The organism is Janibacter terrae NBRC 107853 (assembly GCF_001591405.1).
In the GTDB taxonomy this organism is placed as follows: Bacteria; Actinomycetota; Actinomycetes; order Actinomycetales; family Dermatophilaceae; genus Janibacter; species Janibacter terrae.
The window spans coordinates 45,626-66,022 of the sequence record NZ_BCUV01000003.1 but is presented as its reverse complement, the minus strand read 5'-3'; the positions used below and the strand labels follow the sequence as shown (position 1 = coordinate 66,022).

The window sequence follows — 20,397 nt, the reverse complement described above, 5'->3', positions numbered from 1 at the left end:
GCGTCAGGCGGAGCGCTTGTGCTTGCGCTTGGGCGTCTCCTCGTGGCGCACGATCGTCGGCAGGACGTTGTCCCGCACGACCTCGGCGCTCACCACGATCTGCTTGATGCCCTCGTCGCTCGGGGTGTCGAACATGACGGGCAGGAGGACCTCCTCCATGATCGCGCGCAGACCACGGGCCCCCGTGCCGCGGGCCATCGCGGAGTCGGCGATGGCCTCGAGGGCGTCCTCGGTGAACTGGAGCTCGACGCCGTCGATCTCGAACATCTTGCGGTACTGCTTGACGAGGGCGTTCTTCGGCTCGCTGAGGATCTGCACCAGGGCCTCGCGGTCGAGCGGCGTGACCGTCGTGATGATCGGCAGGCGACCGATGAACTCCGGGATGAGGCCGAACTTCATCAGGTCCTCGGGCATGACGTCGGTGATCGCCTCGGCGAGGTCGCTCGCCTTGTGCAGCTCCGAGCCGAAGCCCAGACCCTTCTTGCCGACGCGCGACTCGATGATCTTCTCCAGCCCGGCGAAGGCGCCGCCGACGATGAAGAGGACATTGGTCGTGTCGATCTGGATGAACTCCTGGTGCGGGTGCTTGCGCCCGCCCTGCGGCGGCACCGAGGCCGTCGTGCCCTCGAGGATCTTCAGCAGCGCCTGCTGCACGCCCTCTCCGGACACGTCACGGGTGATCGAGGGGTTCTCGGACTTGCGGGCGACCTTGTCGATCTCGTCGATGTAGATGATCCCCTGCTCGGCCTTCTTCGTGTCGTAGTCGGCCGCCTGGATGAGCTTGAGCAGGATGTTCTCGACGTCCTCGCCGACGTAGCCGGCCTCGGTCAGCGCCGTCGCGTCGGCGATGGCGAAGGGGACGTTGAGCATCCGCGCGAGGGTCTGGGCGAGGTAGGTCTTGCCGCAGCCGGTCGGGCCGATGAGCAGGATGTTGGACTTGGCGATGTCGACGTGGTCCTCGTCGCGCTTGGCGGCGGCACCGTCGTCGGCCTGGATCCGCTTGTAGTGGTTGTACACGGCGACGGCGAGCGCCTTCTTCGCCTTGTCCTGGCCGATGATGTACGTCTCGAGGAAGTCGTAGATCTCGCGCGGCTTGGGCAGCTCGTCGAGGCCGAGGTCACCGGAGTCGGTGAGCTCCTCCTCGATGATCTCGTTGCACAGGTCGATGCACTCGTCGCAGATGTAGACGCCGGGACCGGCGATGAGCTTCTTCACCTGCTTCTGGGACTTGCCGCAGAAGGAGCACTTCAGCAGGTCGCCGCTCTCTCCGACTCGTGCCACGTCAGGTGTCCTCTCCGTACCTCACCGACCGATCTGGTCGTGGGGACGACGCTACCCAAAGGCCCGTCGCTCCACCCCCAATTGGACACGATCAGGCGCGGCGCGTCGCCCCGTTTCGCTGACAGCGGAACACCTCAGCCCCTCCGCCCGCGCAGCAGCCACCAGCCACCACCGAGCAGCGCGAGCACCCCCGTTGCGAGACCTGCGAGGAGCAGCCACGGCGCCGGCCCCCCGCCACGGTGGCTCTCGACGTGGTCCGACGCGGGCACCGTCCCGGTGCCGTGGCGCTCCTCGATGTCGGCCCGGGTCACGACCACGTCCTTCGCCCCGACCCCGGAGGTGGCGGTGCACCAGCTCGACTGCCACCCGCCGCCGTCACGCTCGTGGGCGAAGAGGAGGTAGCGCTCCCCCTCGACGAGCCGCAGGCCGCAGGCCGTGACGTCGGCGCCAGTCGTCAGCCGGACGGACGCGGCGCCCGACCCGTGCCACTGGCGCACGACGCGCAGGTCGTAGACGCGGTCGTGCCCGACCCGCTCCTCGCCCTCCACGAGGACCTCGGCGATGACCTCGCTCTCCAGGGCGCTCGCGCGCTCCGGACGATCGCACGAGCACGCGTGCGCGGCCGGCGCGGTGAGCACCGCGACGGGCAGCGCCAGCAGGCACGCGAGGAGCGTCATCAGCAACCGTCGCACGGGGCGTCAGCGCTCCCCACGGCGTCGGCCCAGGACGGAGCGGCCCACGACGAGCAGCACGAGGAGGGCTGCACCCACGGCGATCCCGGGCCACGGCGACGGGTCGCCGACGCTGACCGCGTCGTCTCCCGCCGGCTCGGTGACGTCATCACCAGAGCGGGTCCCCCGACCGAGCTCCTCCTCCACCTGTGCAGCCGTCACGTCCCGGATCTGCGTCCCGCCGTCGAAGACCTTGCCGCGGCACAGGTCGGTCCGCCAGGTGCCGTCGGAGCCCACGGCCAGGACCACCTGCGGCCTCCCCCCGGCGTAGGTGCGCCCGCACTCCGCGCCGTCCACGCGCGTGCGGACGGTCACGACATCGCGCCGCGGCCCCTTCCACGAGCGCTGGACGTCGAAGGTGTACGCGCGCTCCCGACCCGTGGTCCGCACCGAGGTCACGGTGCCCTCGACGACGAGGTCCGAGTCGGCGAGGTGCTGCTCGAGCGAGCCCTGCGCGCACGAGCACGCCTGTGCTGCGGGTGCGGTGAGCACGAGGACCGGCACGGTCAGCAGCACCGTGAGCAGGGTGGTCAGCAGACGTCTCATGCTCATCCGACGTCGGCGCCCACCCATCGGTTCCACCTCATCGCGGGATCCGCCCCCGGGCACGACGAAGGGCCCCGGAGGTCCGGGGCCCTTCGTCACTGTGGATCAGTCCTCGAGCGAGGCCTTGCGCGGGGTGAGCACCTCGTCGATGAGGCCGTACTCCTTGGCCTCCTGCGCCGAGAGGATCTTGTCGCGCTCGATGTCCTCGCGGACCTCCTCGACCGTCTTGCCGGAGTGCTTGGCCCAGGTCTCCTCGAGCCAGGTGCGCATCCGCAGCACCTCGTTGGCCTGGATCTCGATGTCCGAGGCCTGGCCGTACTCGCCACCGGCCAGCGCGGGCTGGTGGATGAGGATGCGGCTGTTGGGCAGGGCGAAGCGCTTGCCCTGGGCGCCGGCGGCGAGGAGCACCGCTGCGGCGGAGGCCGCCTGGCCGATGACGAAGGTCTGGATGTCCGGGCGGATGTACTGCATCGTGTCGTAGATCGCCGTCATGGCGGTGAAGCTGCCACCCGGGCTGTTGATGTACATCAGGATGTCGCGCTCGGGCTCCTGCGACTCCAGCACGAGCAGCTGGGCGATGATGTCGTCCGCGGAGGCGTCGTCGACCTGCACGCCGAGGAAGATGATGCGGTCCTCGAAGAGCTTGGTGTACGGGTCCATCCGCTTCATGCCGTACGAGGTGCGCTCCTCGAAGTTGGGCAGGATGTAGCGGCTGGACGGCCCGGGGCGAAGGGGGGCCGAGCCCGGCTGGTGGGTGCGCAGCTGTGCGTCGAAGTTCATGGGTTCTCCTGGGAAGGCTCGGGTCGGGGCTCAGTCGCTGATGGGGTTGTCGTCCCCGCGGCCGGCCTGGTCGGAGCGCTCGAAGACGTGGTCGACGAAGCCGTACTCCTTGGCCTCCGCCGCACCGAACCAGCGGTCGCGGTCGGAGTCCCGGTGGATCTGCTCGACGGACTGCCCGGTGTGCTCGGCGATGAGCTCGGCCATCTGCGTCTTGACGAAGAGCATCTGCTCGGCCTGGATCTTGATGTCCGAGGCCGTGCCGCCGATGCCGCCGGAGGGCTGGTGCATCATCACCCGGGCGTGCGGCGTGGCGTAGCGCTTGCCGTGCGTGCCCGCGGAGAGCAGGAACTGGCCCATCGAGGCGGCCAGGCCCATGGCCACGGTGGCGACGTCGTTGGGGATCCACTTCATCGTGTCGTAGATCGCCATGCCGGCGGAGATCGACCCGCCCGGGCTGTTGATGTACAGCCAGATGTCCTTGCCGGGGTCCTCCGCGGCGAGGAGCAGCATCTGGGCGCAGATGGCGTTGGCGTTGTCGTCACGCACGTCCGAGCCCAGGAAGATGATGCGCTCCTTGAGGAGGCGCTGGTAGATGTGGTCGTCGAGACCCATCCCGCCCTGCGGGCCGGCCGCGACGATCTCGCTGCTGTTGCTCACGCTCACTCGCTTCTCCGCCGTCCGGCGGTTGCTCTCGTGGTTCACGACTTTCACTGACCCTAACGTCCGCTCCCTGCGCATGTTTCCCGGCTCCCGCACGTGTTCGCCGTGAGCGCAACGCGATCCGCTCACCGCAGGAGCAGGTTGAGCACGACGGTGAGGACCACCGAGGCGATCACCGAGAAGAGGATCATGCCGAGGCAGCCCACGGCGCCGCCGAGGGGTCGGACGCGCACCCGGGGCCGCTCGCTCACGACTGCTCCTTGGGCGGGGTGACGAGCAGCGAGAGCCCGGCGTGGCCCTCGAGCTCGACGTGGAAGCCGTGGAGCTGGTCCACCTCGCCGAAGGTCGAGCCGTCGCCCATGTCCATCAGGCACGACCCCGGCGGCAGGTGCTCGCTGATGACGGTGCCGCTCACCGGCTCCGCGGAGAAGTTGAGGACCGTGACCTGCCCCTGACCCGGCACGAGCTCGTAGTCGTGGACCATCACCAGCATCGCCGGGTGCGCGACGTCGGGGACGTCGACCTGGCGCGTCGTCGCGAGACCGAAGTAGCCCCTCAGGTGCAGCATGTCCTTGAGTCGGCTGACGAAGGAGGTCGGGTCCTCCAGCTGGGCCTCGATCGAGCCGTAGAGGGTCCGCGCGCGCGGCATCCCGGAGGCCGAGCCGGTCGCGCCGGGGTCGACGTCGAGCAGGTCGTAGGCGGGACGGTGGATCCAGCGCGTGTCCCCCCTTCGCAGCAGCGGCTCGATCTCGTCCGCGGGGACGGGCAGCGCCCCGACGAGGTCCCACCCCGACAGGGCGAAGACCCCGGGCTGGAGCGCGTTGAACATCGCGAGGAGCAGGTGCGCGCGCCGCACCCGCTCGACGTCCTCCTCGGTGAGTGCGTCGAGGTCGCGCAGCCCGAGGGCCGCGGTCGCCACCGATGCGGTCGTGGAGGCGATCCCGTTGGTCGTGAAGACGAGGTTGTACGGCGCGGCCTCGCCGGTCAGGGCGTCGGTGAGCTCCTGCCGGATCGTCGCGGCGAGCTCCTCCCCCGTCGTCGCCTCCCCGCGGAAGGTGAACTCGTCCTCGCGGTGGCGGCTGGCGAAGTGGACCAGCTCGTAGGTCATCTCGTCGTGGTTCTGCAGGGCGTGGACCAGCCCCGCCGCGTCGACGCCGAGCTCCATCGCCTGGCGCAGCGTCAGGCGCAGGAACTCGGTGTCCCCGGTCGCGAGCGCGTGGTGGTACGCGGGCCGGTTGACGAAGTCGTACGACAGGTCGGCACCCCCGGCCGCGGTGTCGCGGATGTCCTCGATCGAGAGGTTGAGCTCCTGGAAGGTGAACCCGCCGACCTTGCGCACCATCGACCCGATGAGCTGGTTGGCGGCCTCCGAGAGCGGGTGGCCCTCGGACCAGGCCGGGCCGACGTCGAGGGTGCGCTCGACCCCCAGGAAGCCGTTGGCGTCCAGCCGCAGACCCCCTGACCCGAGGTCACCGAGGCTGTGCAGGGCGTCACCGATGACCAGCCGCATCCCGGCGAAGGTGGGGTCGAGCCAGTTGATCGACGGCTGCCCCTCCTTGAAGTAGTGCAGGTAGACCCAGCGCCGCGTCACCCCGTCGGGACCGGTCACCGGGGCGGTCGCCGACCAGTTGGTGTCCTTCAGACCGGGCACGTGGAAGATCACCCGCTGCAGCTCGCCGATGATGTGGCCGGCCTCGGCGAGTGCCGCCTCGGCCGCCTCGTCGAGGTTGACCGAGTCTCGGCCCTCGGGCACGTCCGGCAGCAGGTGCCACTCCTCCTGCGGGATCGCGACCATGTGGTAGATCCCGGGGTAGTCGTCGACGCCGAGCTCGGCCAGGCGGAAGTCGGCTCCCTTCCCGGTGTGCCCCGGGACGATGTCGTCGATGACGGTCCCCTCGTGCTGGGCCGCGACCTCGCACATGCGCCGGTAGTCGTCCTCGCTGCCGAAGAGCTCGTCGATGTGCGTGCCGATGCGGTCGAAGTGCCCGTCGACGCTCGGCGTGGGGTTCCACCCCGACAGGCCGCCGGCCCGCTTGACCGGCCCGGTGTGCAGCGCCTGGATCCCGATGCGCTGGAAGGTCTCCCACAGCCGCGGGTCGGCCAGCGAGGCGAGGAAGGACCGACCGGGCCGGGTGATCATCGAGATCGGGTAGGCGGTGAACCACACCGAGGCCGTCTGCACCGCGGCGCGCGGGTCGGGGTGGGCGAAGGGGTTCTGCCACATCGCCCCGATACCGGTGAACTGACCGGCGATCTCCTTGGCGTCCTGGAGCATCGACTGGCCCCGCAGCCACTCCACGTAGACGGGGTTGGAGCCGACCGGCTCGCCCGAGCGCACCTGCGCCGCCGAGGGTGCACCCTGCGGTCGGAGCCGGGCCCTGGGCCGCAGTGCCCTGGGACGGGCGGGGTAGAAGATGTCCGCGAAGTTGGGCGCACCCGGCACCTCGACCTCGAGCGCCTCGGGCTGGTCCACGCCCGGCACGGGGTCGGGCAGGACGTCGTCGGAGTCAGTCATGACGACCACGCTACGGCGTGGTGTCCCCCTTCGCCGCGTCGACCGTGGAGGGGACGTCGATCGCGTCGCCGGTCGGGGGCGCGAGGTGCTCCCGGGCCCAGCGCGGCACGACGAAGAGCGCCTCGACCTCGGCGGTCACCCGGGCCTGGCCGTCGCGGATCTCGCCCCGGACGAAGGTCTTCCACCCGTCGACGCGATCGACCCGTGCCCGGCAGACGTGCTCGTGACCGAGGAGGGTGGGGCGGCGGTAGGTCGTGCTCAGGTAGGCGGTGAGACCCGGCCTGCCCAGCCGGGCGGGCACCGAGCCGGCGACCTGGTCGAGGACGGCGGCGACGATGCCCCCGTGGACGCACCCCGGCGGCCCCTCGTAGGCCGCACCGAGGGTGAACGTGCAGGTCGTCGTGCCCTCGTCGTCACCGGTCACGAGCAGCGGCGGGGCGAGCGGGTTGCGCAGGCCGACCATGGGGTTGGCATGGTCACGCAGCCGACCGTCGCTCGAGGTCTCGATGCCGAGCGGCCCGTCCTGGGCGACCTCGAGGAGGCGCGCGGTCAGTGCGTCGACCGCCTCGGCGGTCGTGCCGAGCGTCGCGTCGTCGACGCGGGTGCGCACGCAGGCGTCGACGAGCCGGGCGATGCTGCGGGCGAGACCACCTTGGGCGCGCTCGGTCGCGGCGAGGGCCTGTGGGTCCTCGACGGCGAAGGGGGAGACGAAGGCTCCGTCGGTCATGCGTCCTCCTCGGGGGGCCGGGTTGAACACTCGTTCAACCGCATTGCCCTAGGGTAATGCGGATTCAGGTCGGCGTGCCCGGCGCCCCGGGGGGCCCGCTCGCGCACGGCCGGGACGGCGAGCAGCGCGGGCACGGCGAGGACGCCGACGAGCAGCAGCGAGCGCAGCACGCCGACGTGGTCCCCGAGCAGGCCGAGCAGCGGCGGCCCGACGATGAAGGCGAGGTAGCCGATCGTCGAGACGACGGACAGCCGGGCGGCCGCGCGGGCGGGGTCGTCGGCGGCCGCGCTCATCCCCGTCGGGAAGCCGAGGCTGGCGCCGACGCCCCACAGCACGACACCGACGAAGGCCGCCACCGTGCCGCCGAGCACGACGAGCAGCGAGCCGACGACGGCGAGCCCGAAGAGCACCCGCAGGACCGGGACGCGGCCGAAGCGGTCGAGCACCCGGACGCCGAGGAGCCGGCCGGCCGTCATGGCCGCGAGGAAGGTCGCGAACGCGAGGACCCCGACCTCCTCCGGCTGGTCGTGCCCCTCGGTCACCGCGAGCGCGATCCAGTCGTTGGCGGTGCCCTCGGTGAGGGCCGCGACGAGGACGACGACACCGATGACCAGGGTGCGCGGCTCGAGCCACGCGCTGCCGGGCCGCTCGGTGACGCCCGCGCCTCCCCCGACCTCGAGGTCGCGCGCGAGGAAGCCGCGCGGCACCCACAGGCCGACGACGAGGGCGACGGCGGCCGCGGCCGCGAGGTGACCCAGGACGGGCAGCCCGACGCGGACCACCCCCGCCGCGACGAGGGCGCCGAGCACCGTGCCACCGGAGAAGCAGGCGTGGAAGACCGGCATCATCGTGCGCCCGAGCCGCTGCTCGACGGCGGCGCCCTCGTGGTTCATCGCGACGTCCCACAACGAGATGCCGACGGCGACGACGAAGATCGCCGCAGCGGTCAGGGCGAGGTGCCCGAGGACGTCGACCGCGGCACCGAGCGCGAGCAGGCCGACCGCCACGGTGACCACGCCGATCATCACCGTGCGTGCGGCGCCCACCCGGGTGATGACCCGCCCGGCGAAGGGCAGCGAGACCACCGACCCGAGCGCGCCCACGAGCAGGGTGCGACCGAGCTCGCCCGGCGTGAGGTCGAGCTGCCCGCGGATCGTCGGGATGCGCGCCGCCCACGAGGCGAACGCGAACCCGCTCACGGCGAAGGTCGCCAGCACGGCGTTGCGCGCCGTCGTCGCGGAGGCGGAGGTCATCGGGTGGGCTCCTGGGGGACGGACGAAGGGGGGCCACCACCGGTGATCCGGTGGTGGCCCCCCTTCGTCAGGGGTGCTGGGGCTCAGGCCTGCTCGTCGGCGCTCTCCGGCTCGGCCGCCTCGGTCTCGGCCTCGTCACCGGCGAGGTCCTCGACGTCGGAGACGCGCTCGGACTCGGGGACGATGTCGTCGAGGTTGATCTCGTTGCCGTCGGCGTCGACGATCTTGGCCTTGTCCAGGGCCGCGGCGAGCGCCTTGCGGCGGGCCACCTCGGACACCATCGACTCGACCTGACCCTGCTGGTCGAGCAGCTGGGCGAACTGGTTGGGGTCCATGCCGTACTGCTGAGACTGCATGATGAGGTACTCGATGAGCTCGGGCTGGCCGACCTCGATCTCCTCGGCCTCGGCGAGGGCGTCCAGGAGGAACTGGGTCGTGAGCGTCTTGCGCGTCGACTCGTCGACCTCGGCGCGGTGGGTGTCGTCCTCGAGACGACCCTCCTGCTCGAGGTGCTGGTGGATCTCGGCCTCCACGATGCCCTCGGGCAGCGGGATCTCGGTGTTGTCGAGGAGGTGGTCGAGGACCTTGTCGCGGGCCTGGATGCCCTGCTCGAACTTCTTGGCCTGCTCGGCCTGCTGGGCGAGGTCCGCGCGCAGCTCCTCAGCGGTGTCGAACTCGCTGGCCATCTGGGCGAAGTCGTCGTCGACCTCGGGCAGCTCGCGGACCTTGACCGACTGGACGGTCACGGTGCAGTTGGCCTCACGGCCGGCCTGGTCGCCACCGGCGAGGGGCGCGGTGAAGTCCTTGGTCTCGCCCTTGGCCATGCCGACGAGCGCGTCGTCGAGGCCCTCGAGCATGTTGCCGGAGCCGATCTCGTAGGAGACGCCCTCGACGGAGTCGATCTCCTCGCCGTCGATGTCGGCCTTGAGGTCGATGGAGACGAAGTCGCCGGTCTCGGCGGCGCGCTCGACGCCCACGAGGGTGCCGAAGCGCTCACGCAGCTCGGTGATCTTGGCCTCGACGTCGGCGTCGGTCACCTCGAGGTTGTCGACCTGGATCTCGATGCCGTCGTAGTCGGGCAGCGTGATCTCGGGCCGGACGTCGACCTCGACGGTGAACTCGAGCTGCTCGCCGTCGGCCATCGGCACCTGGGTGATGTCGACCTCGGGCTGACCGATCGGGCTGACGCCGGTCTCGTCGACGGCCTTGCCGAAGAACTCGGGGAGGGCCTCGTTGACGGCCTCCTGGAGGACGGCGCCCTTGCCGACGCGCTGCTCGATGATGCGAGCAGGCACCTTGCCCGCGCGGAACCCGGGGACCTGGATCTGGCTCCCGATCGACTTCAGGGCCGCGTCGACGTGCGGCTGGAGCTCCTCGCTCGGGACCTCGACGGTCAGCTTGACCCGGGTCGGGCTGAGGTTCTCGACGGCACTCTTCACTGCAGGCACTCCACACGTTCTGGACGACGACGGGGGTTGGGCGCAGGCCCTCGGGCCGGTAGGACCGGCCCTGCGGCGCGCACGCACCGTCCCGGTGACCCGGGACACGAGGACCCACTGTATCCGGTGCCCGGCCCCACGCCGAATGCGCGGTCGGGGTAGCCGGATTCGAACCGACGACCTTCCGCTCCCAAAGCGGACGCGCTACCAACCTGCGCCATACCCCGTGCGCGTGCCGATTGGGATCGGGACGCGAGCGGGCACTAGGCTAACCCCTGCTCATCCACCCTTGCGGCGCAGGCCTGCTGGTGGCCGAGCGCGCGGGCGTAGCTCAATGGTAGAGCCCCAGTCTTCCAAACTGGCTACGCGGGTTCGATTCCCGTCGCCCGCTCCGAGTGCCTTCCCACGTCGCGAGACGATTGACGAGAAGTAAGGCTAGGCTCACCAAACCAGCAGTACAGTGCTCCTCGTGCTCGCCAGCCACCTCGTCAGGACCGACCGCCACCTCCTCCCCCACGTCTGGGCAGGCGGGCTGAGCACGCCCGCCTTCGACGTCTTCGACGTCTTCGACGTCTTCGACGTCTTCGACGCCAGCACCTGGTACCCCACGCCACTCAGGGGCGTCCCCAGCTTCGCGCCGCGCAGCCTGACCCACCCGCCACCACCCCCTTCGTGAGGATCCCACCGATGACCCGTCGTCCCGTCGCCGCTGCACTCCTGCTCACCGCCGGCCTCGCCGCGTGCACTGCCGGCCCACCCTCCACCGATGGCGCGAAGGGGGACGAGCGCACGATCTCGGTGACCTCCACCGACGACGCGTGCGAGGTCTCCACGGCCGACGTACCCGAGGGACCGTTGACCTTCACCGTCAAGAACGCCGGGACCAGGGCCACCGAGTTCTACCTGCTCGGGGAGGACGGCCTGCGCGTCGTCGGCGAGGTGGAGAACATCGGGCCCAATCTCTCCCGCGACCTCGTCGTCACCGTGCCGGCGGGCACCTACACGACGGCCTGCAAGCCGGGGATGGTCGGCGAGGGCATCCGCGCCGACTTCACCGTCGCGAGGTCCACGGACGGTCCGGTGGCGGCCGGAGACCGGGCGAGCATCGCGCAGGCCGAGAAGAACTACACCGCGTACGTCAAGGACCAGTCCGACCAGCTGCTCACGAAGACGAAGCAGTTCGTCGCCCTCTACCGGGCCGGCAAGGACGAGGAGGCACGCGACCTGTACGCGCGCGCCCGGGTCCACTGGGAGCGCATCGAGACCGTCGCCGAGTCCTTCGGTGACCTCGACCCCAAGATGGACGCCCGCGAGGCCGACCTCGAGCCCGGCCAGCGGTGGACCGGCTGGCACCGCATCGAGAAGGACCTGTGGCCGCAGGAGGCGAAGGGCTACACCCCCCTCACGGACGCCGAGCGGACCACCTACGGCGACGACCTGCTGGAGAATACGAGGACCCTCGACGCGCGGATCCAGAAGATGTCGTTCACCATCGACCAGATCGCCAACGGCTCCCGCGGACTGCTCGAGGAGGTCGCGACGGGCAAGGTCACCGGTGAGGAGGAGGCCTGGTCGCACACCGACCTGTGGGACTTCCAGGCCAACGTCGACGGCGCCAGGGTCGGCTACGACGGCGTCCGCCCGGTCCTCGTCGCGAACGGCGACACCGAGCTGGCCACCCAGCTCGACAGCCGTTTCGAGGAGCTGCAGCAGCTGCTCGACCAGCACGCGGAGGGCGACGGCTTCGTCCTCTACACCGACCTGAGCACGGCCGAGGTCAAGGAGCTCTCCGACGCGGTCAACGCCCTGTCCGAGCCCCTCTCCAAGCTCACTGCGGCGGTCGTCTGAGGATGGGCGAGGAGCAGCAGCAGCGCCCGCCCTCCCGCCGTGCGATGCTCGGCACCGGCGCGGTCGCGGCCGCTACGGGTGTCGTCGGGGGCTTCGGCGCGGGCCGGGCCACGGCCGCGGAGCCGACGAAGGGGGCGAGCGAGTCCCCCTTCGCCCTGCGGGGGAGGCACCAGCCCGGCATCACGACACCGGTGCAGGACCGTCTGCACTTCGCCGCCTTCGACATCACGACGACCTCGCGCGCACGCCTGGTCTCGCTCCTCAAGGAGTGGACCGAGGCCGCCGAGCGGATGATGGCCGGTGGCCCCGCGGGACCGGTCGGGCCCGTCGAGGGTGACTACCGGCTCCCGCCGGACGACACGGGCGAGGCGATCGGGCTGCCGCCCGCACGCCTGAGCATCACCTTCGGGTTCGGGCCGGGGCTCTTCGTCGACGAGGACGGCGCGGACCGCTTCGGCCTGGCCGACCGGCGACCCGCGTCGCTCGAGCCCCTGCCCCACTTCCCCGGCGACGTCCTCGACCCGGCGCGCAGCAACGGCGACCTGTGCATCCAGGCCTGCGCCGACGACCCGCAGGTCGCGGTCCACGCGATCCGCAACCTGGCCCGCGTCGGGTTCGGCACGGTGGCGGTCCGTTGGTCGCAGCTGGGCTTCGGCCGCACGTCGAGCACGACGAGCGGGCAGGAGACCCCGCGCAACCTCTTCGGCTTCAAGGACGGGACCAAGAACGTCCTCGCCGACGAGGGCGCCGCCCTCCAGGAGCACGTGTGGGTCCAGCCCGAGGACGACGGCGGGGACTGGCTCGCCGGTGGCTCCTACCTCGTCGTGCGTCGGATCAACATGACGATCGAGACGTGGGACCGTCAGGGCCTCGGCGACCAGGAGGGGATCATCGGGCGCACCAAGGCCAGCGGGGCGCCGCTCTCCGGCGGCACCGAGCACGACGACCCCGACTTCACCCTGCCCGGTCGCGGCGGGCCGCTCGTGCCGAAGGACTCCCACGTCGCCGTCGTCCACCCGAGCCACAACGACGGGGCTCGCCTGCTGCGGCGCGGTTACAACTTCGTCGACGGGTCCACCGACCTCGGCTCGCTCGACGCCGGGCTGTTCTTCCTCGCCTACGTGCGTGACCCCGCGACGCAGTTCGTCCCCATGCAGACCGCCATGGCCAAGCACGACGCGATGATGGAGTACCTGAGGTTCACCGGCTCCGCGCTCTTCGCCGTCCCGCCCGGCGCCGGCCCCGGCCAGTACGTCGGACAAGATCTCCTCGACTGAGCGCAACCGCTCGCCCCCTCCGCGCGTCTGGCCCCACGTGAGGTGATCCACGTCACATCGAGCGGGTGCGAGCCCGCCTACCGGAGGAGAAGGCGTCATGCACGTGCGCAAGATCATCGGACGGGCCGGCATCGGGTCCGTCGCCGCGGCGGGAGCCCTCCTGCTCGCGGCCCCCGCCGCGACCCCCGCGGCCAGTTCCCCCTACTGCGGCATCCGGTGGGGATCCACGGCGAAGGTCAGCGGCTGGGGCCACAGCCTCGGCACCCTCGACGACGTGCGCTCCGGTCGGCACACCTGCTACGACCGGCTCGTCATCGACATCGACCGCCCGCGGCACGACCTGGCCTACGACGTGCGCTACGTCAGCGCCGTCCGCGAGGACGGCAGCGGCCGGCTCGTCCCGCTCCGCGGCGGCGCGGACCTGCAGATCGTCGTGCGGACCCCCGCCTACGACGAGGACGGCCGGAGCACCTACCGCCCGGCCAACCGCGTGGGGCTGGTCGACACCTCGGGGTACCGGACCTTCCGCCAGGTGGCCTGGGCCGGCAGCTTCGAGGGTCAGTCGACGATCGGTCTGGGGACCCGGGCCAGGCTGCCCGTACGCGCCTTCGCGCTCGACGGGCCGGGCGCCGACGCCCGTCTGGTGATCGACGTCGCGCACCGGTGGTGACGCGGAGCGCCGGTCGGGAGGTGGGCGGGCTGCGGGTCAGGCGCTCGCCGTGACCCGGAACTCGTGGATCTCCCGACCGGCCGCCGTGCCCTTGTCCTCGAAGCCGGCGGTCGGGCGCCAGGCCGGGCGCTCCCCTTCGACCACCGAGACGCCCGGGTGCCGCGCGAGCTGGTCGCGCACGTGCTCGGCGTAGCCGGCGTGGTCGGTCGCGACGAGCAGGTGGCCGCCGGGTCGCAGCCGCTCCAGGACCATGTCGATCGTGTCCTGCTGCACGAAGCGCCGCTTCGCGTGGCGGGCCTTCGGCCAGGGGTCGGGGAAGAAGAGGTGCACGGCCTCGAGCTGGTCGGGGCCGACGCACTGCAGGAGGTACTCGATCGCGTCCCCGCGGAAGGTGCGCAGGTTGCCCAGGCCCTCGCGCTCGGCCTTGTCCATCATCGCCGCGACGCCGGGCACGTGGACCTCGGCCGCGATGACCCCGTGCTCGGGGTGCTCCCGCGCGTACGCGACGGCGGACTCGCCGTAGCCGGAGCCGATCTCGAGGACGACCGGGACGTCACGGCCGAAGACCGCCACCGGGTCGAGCGGCGTCGTCGGGACGGCGTAGCGCGGCAGGAGCCGCTCCATCAGCCCTTCGACGCGCGGCGACATCCGCCACCGGGGGGTGAAGGTGCGCACCGTCGCCCGGTGACGGCCGTCCGCGGCGAGCGGGGTGTCGGTCAGGGGCTGCTTGTGCGGGTCGGGCTCGGAGGAGGTCACGGCCGCAAGGATACGAGCCGTCGGGCCACGCCCAGGTGGCGCAGGCCCGCCCCGGCAGTCAGTCCCGCCAGATGAGCACGGCCGCGCGGTCGTCCTCGAGACCCGCCCGGCCCTGCTTGACGAGGCGCTGCGCCAGGCCGGAGAAGCCCTGCGAGAGATGGGCCTCGGCCTGGCCGAGCATCCAGTCGATGCCGTCGTCGAGGTCGCGGGCACGGGACTCGATGATCCCGTCGGTGTACACGAGCAGGGCGTCGCCGCGCTGGAGGACCGTGCGCGAGGACGGGTACTCGGCACCGGGCTGGAGGCCGAGGGCCGGGCCCCGCGCCTCGTCGAGGGGGCGCCAGCGACCGCACCCGGCGTCGTAGTGCATGGCCGGCGGGTGGCCGGCGGACGCGACGGTCGCCTCGCCGGTGACCATGTCGAGGTGGACGTGCACCGCGGTGGCGAAGCCCTCGTCCCAGTCCTCGCGCTCGAGGAAGTCGTTGGCCATGGGCAGCACCCGCTGGGGCGCGGCCGAGCCGAGCACGCCGCCGAGGGCGCCGGCGAGCACGAGCGCCCGGGTGCCCGCGCCCTGCCCCTTGCCGCTGACGTCGACGAGGACCATCTCGAGGCTCTCGCCGCAGCGGCTGACCGAGGAGACGTTGAAGTCGCCCGCGAAGGCGTGGTCGTGCGCCGTCGCGAAGGAGCGCTCGGCGTGCCAGCCGCAGGGCAGCTCACGGATCTCCCCCATGCCGTGCAGGCGGCTGCGCAGGTCGCCGAGCATGCGGTCGCCAGCGAAGGTCGCCGCCCCGTGGTGGGACCGGGAGGCGGCGAGCACGTACATCAGGGCGAGCGAGACGAGGAAGGGCAGCTGCCGGGCCAGGCCCTCGCCCGCGATCACGGTCGCCCACAGGGCGTACGCCAGGACGACGACGAAGACGAGCTGGACCTCGCGGATCGTGCACAGGGCCGTCGCGAGGAGCACGGGTGGCAGCAGGGTGACGAGCGGGATCGCCCACAGCTCGTGCGCCACGACGATCGCGAAGACGCTGCACAGGATGACGGTGAGCAGGTGCGCACGGTCGAGGGAGGGCGCGACCCGCGGCAACCAGTGACGCTCGGTCCACGCGGGGAACCGGTTGGGCAGGATGGCTGACAAGCTGTGCTTCTCCCCCGGTCGGGCTGCACGGCCACCTCATGAGGCCGTGTCCGCACCATAAGCACCAAGTTACCCGCGTGTGAAGTGTTGTGACCGATCGGATACCAACCACGCGCCCCGCGAGGAGCGTTGTGGTGCTAGGTGATCGGTCACGGCAGGGGCGGCAGGGTCCCGTCGGCCTCGAAGGCGCTCACCATGTCGATGCGGCGCTGGTGGCGCTCCTCACCGGTGAACTCGGTGGCCAGGAAGACGCGCACCATCTCCTTGGACTCCTCGACGGACTGCATGCGCCCGCCCATCGAGATGACCTGGGCGTCGTTGTGCTCGCGGGCGAGCCGGGCCAGCTCCGCGTCGTAGCACAGGGCCGCCCGGATGCCGGCGACCTTGTTGGCCGCCATCTGCTCCCCGTTGCCGGAGCCGCCGAGGACGATCCCGCGGCTGCCCGGGTCGGCCGCCACGGCCTGCGCGGTGCGGATGACGAAGACCGGGTAGTCGTCGACGGCGTCGTACTCGAAGGGCCCGTGGTCGGTGACCTCGTGGCCCTCGTCCGCGAGGAAGGTCAGCAGCTCCTGGTGGAGCTCGAAGGCGGCATGGTCACCGCCGATGTGGACGCGCACGTCAGTGCCTCTCAGTCGAAGATGGGGTCGCGGGTACGGGAACGCTTGAGCTCGAAGAAGCCGTCCGTGCCGGCGACGAGCACGCAGCCGTCGAAGAGGCGGCCGGCGGCCTCGCCCTTCGGGGCCGGGGAGACGACGGGGCCGAAGAAGGCGACGCCCTCGACCGAGATCACCGGGGTACCCACGTCGTCGCCGACGAGGTCGATGGCGCGGTCGTGGCTCTCACGAAGGAAGGCGTCGTGCTCGTCGGTGTCGGCGGCTTCGATGAGCTCGGCGGGCAGCCCGACCTCGGCGAGACCGGCGGCGGTGGCGACGCGGTAGTCCTGCTCACCACCGAGGTGGATCGCGGTGCCGATCGCGTCGTAGAGCGGCTTGGTCACCTCGTCACCGTGCGCCTTGCGCGCCGCGGCGATGACCCGGACCGGCGCCCAGCCCCGGTCCATCATCTCCCGGTACTCCTCGGGCAGGTCACGGCCCTCGTTGAGGACCGACAGGCTCATCTGCGACCAGGTGACCTCGATGTCGCGCACCTGCTCGACCTCCATGAGCCACCGGCTCGTCATCCAGGCCCAGGGGCACAGCGGGTCGAACCACATCTCAACGGGCGTCGTCGTCATGCGCCCATCGTCTCAGACCCGTCCGGGTGCTGTGACAGCATGAGGAAAACGTCCGATGCGAAGGAGCCACACGTGCCCGGCAAGAACCTCACCCGTGAGGAGGCCGCCGAGAGGGCGGCCGTCGTCACCGTCGACAGCCACGAGATCACGCTGGACCTGACGACGTCGGAGACGACCTTCGCCACGACGAGCACCATCCGCTTCAGCGCGAAGGGGGGCGCCTCCACCTTCGTCGACTTCATCGGTGAGTCGGTGGAGTCCGTGGAGCTCAACGGCGTGCAGCTGGACGCCACCGACCTCTTCGCGGACCACCGCATCCGCCTCGACGACCTCGCCGAGGACAACGTCGTGACGATCCGTGCGACGGGTCGGTACATGCACACCGGCGAGGGCCTGCACCGCTTCGTCGACCCGGTCGACGGCGAGGTCTACCTGTACACGCAGTTCGAGGTCCCGGACAGCCGCCGGATGTACCCCGTCTTCGAGCAGCCCGACCTCAAGGCGAGCTTCACCCTGACCGTCACCGCCCCCGCGCACTGGCAGGTCATCGGCAACTCCCCCACCCCCGAGCCGACGCCGGTCCGTGACGGCGTCGCGACGTGGGCCTTCGCCCCGACCGAGCGGATGAGCAGCTACATCACCGCCCTCGTCGCCGGCCCCTACGACGTCGTGCGGGACTCCCTGACGTCGCGGGACAAGGAGGTGCCGCTGGGCATCTTCTGCCGCAAGTCCCTCACGCAGTACCTCGACGCCGACAACCTCTTCGCGCTGACCAAGGCGGGCTTCGCCTTCTTCGAGGAGGAGTTCGACCGCGCGTACCCCTTCATCAAGTACGACCAGGTCTTCACGCCGGAGTACAACATGGGCGCGATGGAGAACGCGGGCTGCGTGACCTTCCACGAGATGTACGTCTTCCGCTCCAAGGTGCCCGACGCGCTCGTCGAGCGCCGCGCCCTCACCGTCCTCCACGAGCTGGCCCACATGTGGTTCGGCAACCTCGTGACGATGAAGTGGTGGAACGACCTGTGGCTCAACGAGTCCTTCGCCGAGTGGGCCTCGACGACCTGCCAGGCCGAGGCCACCGGGTGGACCGACGCGTGGACGACCTTCTGCACCCACGAGAAGGCCTGGGCCTACCGCCAGGACCAGCTGAGCTCGACCCACCCGATCGTCGCGCCGATCCGCGACCTCGCCGACGTCGAGGTCAACTTCGACGGCATCACGTACGCGAAGGGGGCCTCCGTCCTCAAGCAGCTCGTCGCCTACGTCGGCCGCGAGCCCTTCCGCGACGGCCTGCGCGCGTACTTCGCCAAGCACGCGTGGGGCAACACGACGCTCGACGACCTGCTCGACGAGCTCGAGGCGACGTCCGGCCGTGACCTGCGTGCCTGGTCGAGGCTGTGGCTGGAGACCGCCGGGGTCAACACCCTGCGGCCCCTCGTCGAGGTCGACGACCGCGGGCACTACGTCGACGCCGTCATCGAGCAGACCTTCGCCCAGGGCTTCGAGACCCTGCGCCCGCACCGTCTCGCCGTGGGTGTCTACGACCTCGTCGACGGCACGCTGCAGCGCCGCGAGCGCATCGAGGTCGACGTCGAGGGCGAGCGCACCCCGCTGCCCCAGCTCGTCGGGCAGCGCCAGCCCGACCTGCTGCTCGTCAACGACGACGACCTGGCCTACGCCAAGCTGCGCCTCGACGAGCGTTCCCTCGCCACGCTGCTCGCGCACCCGACGGCCTTCACCGAGTCGCTCCCGGCGTCGCTGGCCCTGGCCTCGGCATGGGACATGACCCGCGACGGCGAGATGGCGGCGCGCTCCTACGTCGAGCTCGTCCTGCCGGTCCTCGACGGGCTCACCGACTCGGTCCTGCTGCGTGCGCTCATCGGCCAGGTCACGACGGCGGTCCTCACGTACAGCGCACCGGAGCACCGCGAGCAGGTGCGCGCGCAGGTCGTCGGCCACCTCGCCGAGCTGGCGCGCCGGGCCGCGCCCGGCAGCGACGCCCAGCTGCAGCTCGTCACGGGGCACTGCGGCCTGCTCGCACCCGGTGACGACACCGCCTTCGTCGCAGGGCTGCTCGACGGCAGCACGACCCTCGAGGGCCTGGCCGTCGACACGGACATGCGGTGGACCCTGCTCACCGGCCTCGCCGCGGCCGGTGCCGCCGACGCCGACGCGATCGCCACGGAGGCGAAGGGGGACAACACGGCCACCGGTCGTGAGCGCGCCGCCCGCGCCGCCGCGAGCATCCCCACGGCGCAGGCCAAGGAGGCCGCGTGGCAGGCGGGCGTCGTCGCGACCGACACCCCCAACTCGGTCGTCGACGCGCACGCGCTCGGGTTCGGCCGGACCACCGACCCGGCGCTGCTCACCCCCTTCGTCCAGCGCTACCACGACGTCCTCGAGGACGTGTGGTCCACGCGCACGCACGCCATCGCCGAGGGCATCGTCATCGGCTTCTACCCGATGGCGCTGGCCGGGCCGGAGCTGCTCGCGACGACCCAGGCCTGGCTCGACGAGCACGCGTCGGCACCGGCGGGCCTGCGGCGCACCGTCGCCGAGAGCCGCGACGCCGTGGCGCGTGCAGTCGCTGCCCAGGAGCGTGACGCAGACTCGGCCCGATGATCGACCTCACCCAGATCCTCGCGCTCGACCTGACGTGGGAGTCCACGCTGGACTGGCTCCTCGGCGCCCCGCTGAAGATCGTCGTCACCCTCGTGGTGGCCGTCCTCGCGCGCTGGCTCGCCCACCGGGCCATCACCCGGGCCGTCGCCGCCTCGATCGCGCGCAGCGAGGCGACCCGCGCCAGGCGCGAGCGGCGCGGCACCGGCCGCGAGGCGACGACCGCCCGCGAGCGCTACCGCCAGCGGACGCTGACGATGGGCTCGCTGCTGAGGTCCATCGCGACCTTCGCCATCGGCGTCATCACGGTGCTCACGGTCCTGTCGCTGTGCGGGATCCCGCTCGCCCCGCTGCTCGCCTCCGCCGGCGTCGGCGGGGTCGCGCTCGGGTTCGGCGCGCAGGCCCTCGTCAAGGACTTCCTCTCCGGCATCTTCATGATCCTCGAGGACCAGTACGGCGTCGGCGACCTCATCGACACCGGTGAGGCCGTCGGCACCGTCGAGGAAGTCACGCTGCGGGTCACCCGGCTGCGCGACCACGACGGGGTCGTCTGGTACGTGCGCAACGGCGAGATCATCCGGATCGGCAACCGCAGCCAGGGCTGGTCGACGGTGCTCGTCGACATCCCCTTCAGCTACCGGGAGGACGTCGAGCGCGTCATCGGGATCATCCGCGACGAGGTCGGCCGCATCGACGACGAGCCGCACTGGCGCGAGGTGCTGCGCGAGGAGCTGCAGGTGCTCGGGGTCGAGTCGATCACCGGCGGCACCGTGACCGTCCGCATCCTCGCCCGCTGCGCGCCCGACGAGAACTGGGGCATCCAGCGCGAGATCCGCCGCAGGGTCAAGGAGGCCTTCGACCGCGAGGGCATCGCCGGGCCGCCGATCCCCACCGTGGGTGGGCAGCACCAGATCTGAGAG

Annotated in this window: 20 protein-coding genes and 2 tRNA genes; 7 read left to right on the top strand and 15 right to left on the bottom strand. The window is 71.3% G+C overall.

Annotated features, from left to right (window positions below):
• Window positions 1-3 precede the first annotated feature (3 nt).
• The 11 genes from clpX to JT1_RS02735 all read right to left on the bottom strand — a co-directional run bounded on the left by clpX (window position 4) and on the right by JT1_RS02735 (window position 10,159).
• Window positions 4-1,281 (bottom strand): ATP-dependent Clp protease ATP-binding subunit ClpX, encoded by a 1,278-nt coding sequence (clpX, locus tag JT1_RS02780; protein WP_068322710.1) that lies wholly within the window; start codon window positions 1,279-1,281, stop codon window positions 4-6.
• A gap of 134 nt (window positions 1,282-1,415) precedes the next feature.
• Window positions 1,416-1,958: a hypothetical protein gene (locus tag JT1_RS02775; protein WP_068322708.1), complete on the bottom strand. Its 543-nt coding sequence runs from the start codon at window positions 1,956-1,958 to the stop codon at window positions 1,416-1,418.
• 21 nt (window positions 1,959-1,979) lie between these two features.
• The gene (locus JT1_RS02770) at window positions 1,980-2,558 is read right to left on the bottom strand and encodes a hypothetical protein (RefSeq protein WP_169701819.1); all 579 of its coding nucleotides are present in this window, start codon (window positions 2,556-2,558) and stop codon (window positions 1,980-1,982) included.
• 105 nt (window positions 2,559-2,663) lie between these two features.
• Window positions 2,664-3,338, bottom strand: coding sequence for an ATP-dependent Clp protease proteolytic subunit (locus JT1_RS02765; RefSeq protein ID WP_068322703.1), 675 nt, complete (start codon window positions 3,336-3,338; stop codon window positions 2,664-2,666).
• Between the two features lie 30 nt (window positions 3,339-3,368).
• Entirely contained in the window at window positions 3,369-3,950 is a 582-nt protein-coding gene (locus JT1_RS02760; RefSeq protein ID WP_068323429.1) for an ATP-dependent Clp protease proteolytic subunit, read from the bottom strand.
• Between the two features lie 173 nt (window positions 3,951-4,123).
• The gene (locus tag JT1_RS18830; RefSeq protein ID WP_255218237.1) at window positions 4,124-4,249 is read right to left on the bottom strand and encodes a hypothetical protein; all 126 of its coding nucleotides are present in this window, start codon (window positions 4,247-4,249) and stop codon (window positions 4,124-4,126) included.
• Window positions 4,246-6,513: a maltose alpha-D-glucosyltransferase gene (gene treS / locus JT1_RS02755; RefSeq protein ID WP_082807450.1), complete on the bottom strand. Its 2,268-nt coding sequence runs from the start codon at window positions 6,511-6,513 to the stop codon at window positions 4,246-4,248. The genes JT1_RS18830 and treS overlap by 4 nt, the downstream gene beginning before the upstream one ends.
• A gap of 10 nt (window positions 6,514-6,523) precedes the next feature.
• A complete protein-coding gene (locus JT1_RS02750) occupies window positions 6,524-7,240 on the bottom strand; it encodes a PaaI family thioesterase (RefSeq protein ID WP_068322700.1) in 717 nt (238 codons plus the stop codon).
• Complete coding sequence (locus tag JT1_RS02745) at window positions 7,237-8,493, bottom strand: MFS transporter (RefSeq protein WP_082807428.1); 1,257 nt, start codon at window positions 8,491-8,493, stop codon at window positions 7,237-7,239. Before JT1_RS02745 ends, JT1_RS02750 begins: the two co-directional genes overlap by 4 nt.
• 83 nt (window positions 8,494-8,576) lie before the next feature.
• Window positions 8,577-9,932, bottom strand: coding sequence for a trigger factor (gene tig / locus JT1_RS02740; protein ID WP_068322697.1), 1,356 nt, complete (start codon window positions 9,930-9,932; stop codon window positions 8,577-8,579).
• 153 nt (window positions 9,933-10,085) lie between these two features.
• A tRNA-Pro gene (locus JT1_RS02735) sits at window positions 10,086-10,159 on the bottom strand.
• Window positions 10,160-10,252: 93 nt separating this feature from the next.
• On the opposite strand from JT1_RS02735, the gene JT1_RS02730 reads away from it, so the two are divergent.
• The 5 genes from JT1_RS02730 (at window position 10,253) to JT1_RS02710 (ending at window position 13,727) form a co-directional block, all read left to right on the top strand.
• Window positions 10,253-10,323 (top strand) — tRNA-Gly (locus JT1_RS02730).
• Between the two features lie 78 nt (window positions 10,324-10,401).
• Window positions 10,402-10,608 carry a hypothetical protein gene (locus JT1_RS02725; RefSeq protein WP_169701818.1) on the top strand — a complete coding sequence of 69 codons (207 nt, stop codon included), beginning with the start codon at window positions 10,402-10,404 and terminating at the stop codon, window positions 10,606-10,608.
• Between the two features lie 11 nt (window positions 10,609-10,619).
• A complete protein-coding gene (gene efeO / locus JT1_RS02720) occupies window positions 10,620-11,780 on the top strand; it encodes an iron uptake system protein EfeO (protein WP_068322690.1) in 1,161 nt (386 codons plus the stop codon).
• Window positions 11,781-11,782: 2 nt separating this feature from the next.
• Window positions 11,783-13,057: an iron uptake transporter deferrochelatase/peroxidase subunit gene (efeB, locus tag JT1_RS02715; protein ID WP_068322687.1), complete on the top strand. Its 1,275-nt coding sequence runs from the start codon at window positions 11,783-11,785 to the stop codon at window positions 13,055-13,057.
• 97 nt (window positions 13,058-13,154) lie between these two features.
• Window positions 13,155-13,727 (top strand): AMIN-like domain-containing (lipo)protein, encoded by a 573-nt coding sequence (locus JT1_RS02710; protein WP_068322684.1) that lies wholly within the window; start codon window positions 13,155-13,157, stop codon window positions 13,725-13,727.
• Window positions 13,728-13,763: 36 nt separating this feature from the next.
• Here the strand turns inward: JT1_RS02710 and trmB are convergent, their stop codons facing one another.
• The 4 genes from trmB to JT1_RS02690 all read right to left on the bottom strand — a co-directional run bounded on the left by trmB (window position 13,764) and on the right by JT1_RS02690 (window position 16,855).
• The gene (gene trmB / locus JT1_RS02705) at window positions 13,764-14,483 is read right to left on the bottom strand and encodes a tRNA (guanosine(46)-N7)-methyltransferase TrmB (protein ID WP_082807427.1); all 720 of its coding nucleotides are present in this window, start codon (window positions 14,481-14,483) and stop codon (window positions 13,764-13,766) included.
• Between the two features lie 58 nt (window positions 14,484-14,541).
• Entirely contained in the window at window positions 14,542-15,621 is a 1,080-nt protein-coding gene (locus JT1_RS02700) for a PP2C family protein-serine/threonine phosphatase (protein ID WP_169701817.1), read from the bottom strand.
• A gap of 149 nt (window positions 15,622-15,770) precedes the next feature.
• Window positions 15,771-16,238 (bottom strand): ribose-5-phosphate isomerase, encoded by a 468-nt coding sequence (locus JT1_RS02695; protein WP_068322679.1) that lies wholly within the window; start codon window positions 16,236-16,238, stop codon window positions 15,771-15,773.
• 11 nt (window positions 16,239-16,249) lie between these two features.
• A complete protein-coding gene (locus JT1_RS02690; RefSeq protein ID WP_068322676.1) occupies window positions 16,250-16,855 on the bottom strand; it encodes a mycothiol-dependent nitroreductase Rv2466c family protein in 606 nt (201 codons plus the stop codon).
• Between the two features lie 72 nt (window positions 16,856-16,927).
• Here JT1_RS02690 and pepN point away from each other — a divergent pair, with 72 nt between their 5' ends.
• The gene (pepN, locus tag JT1_RS02685) at window positions 16,928-19,480 is read left to right on the top strand and encodes an aminopeptidase N (protein ID WP_068322673.1); all 2,553 of its coding nucleotides are present in this window, start codon (window positions 16,928-16,930) and stop codon (window positions 19,478-19,480) included.
• Complete coding sequence (locus tag JT1_RS02680; RefSeq protein ID WP_068322671.1) at window positions 19,477-20,394, top strand: mechanosensitive ion channel family protein; 918 nt, start codon at window positions 19,477-19,479, stop codon at window positions 20,392-20,394. The genes pepN and JT1_RS02680 overlap by 4 nt, the downstream gene beginning before the upstream one ends.
• Window positions 20,395-20,397 lie beyond the last annotated feature (3 nt).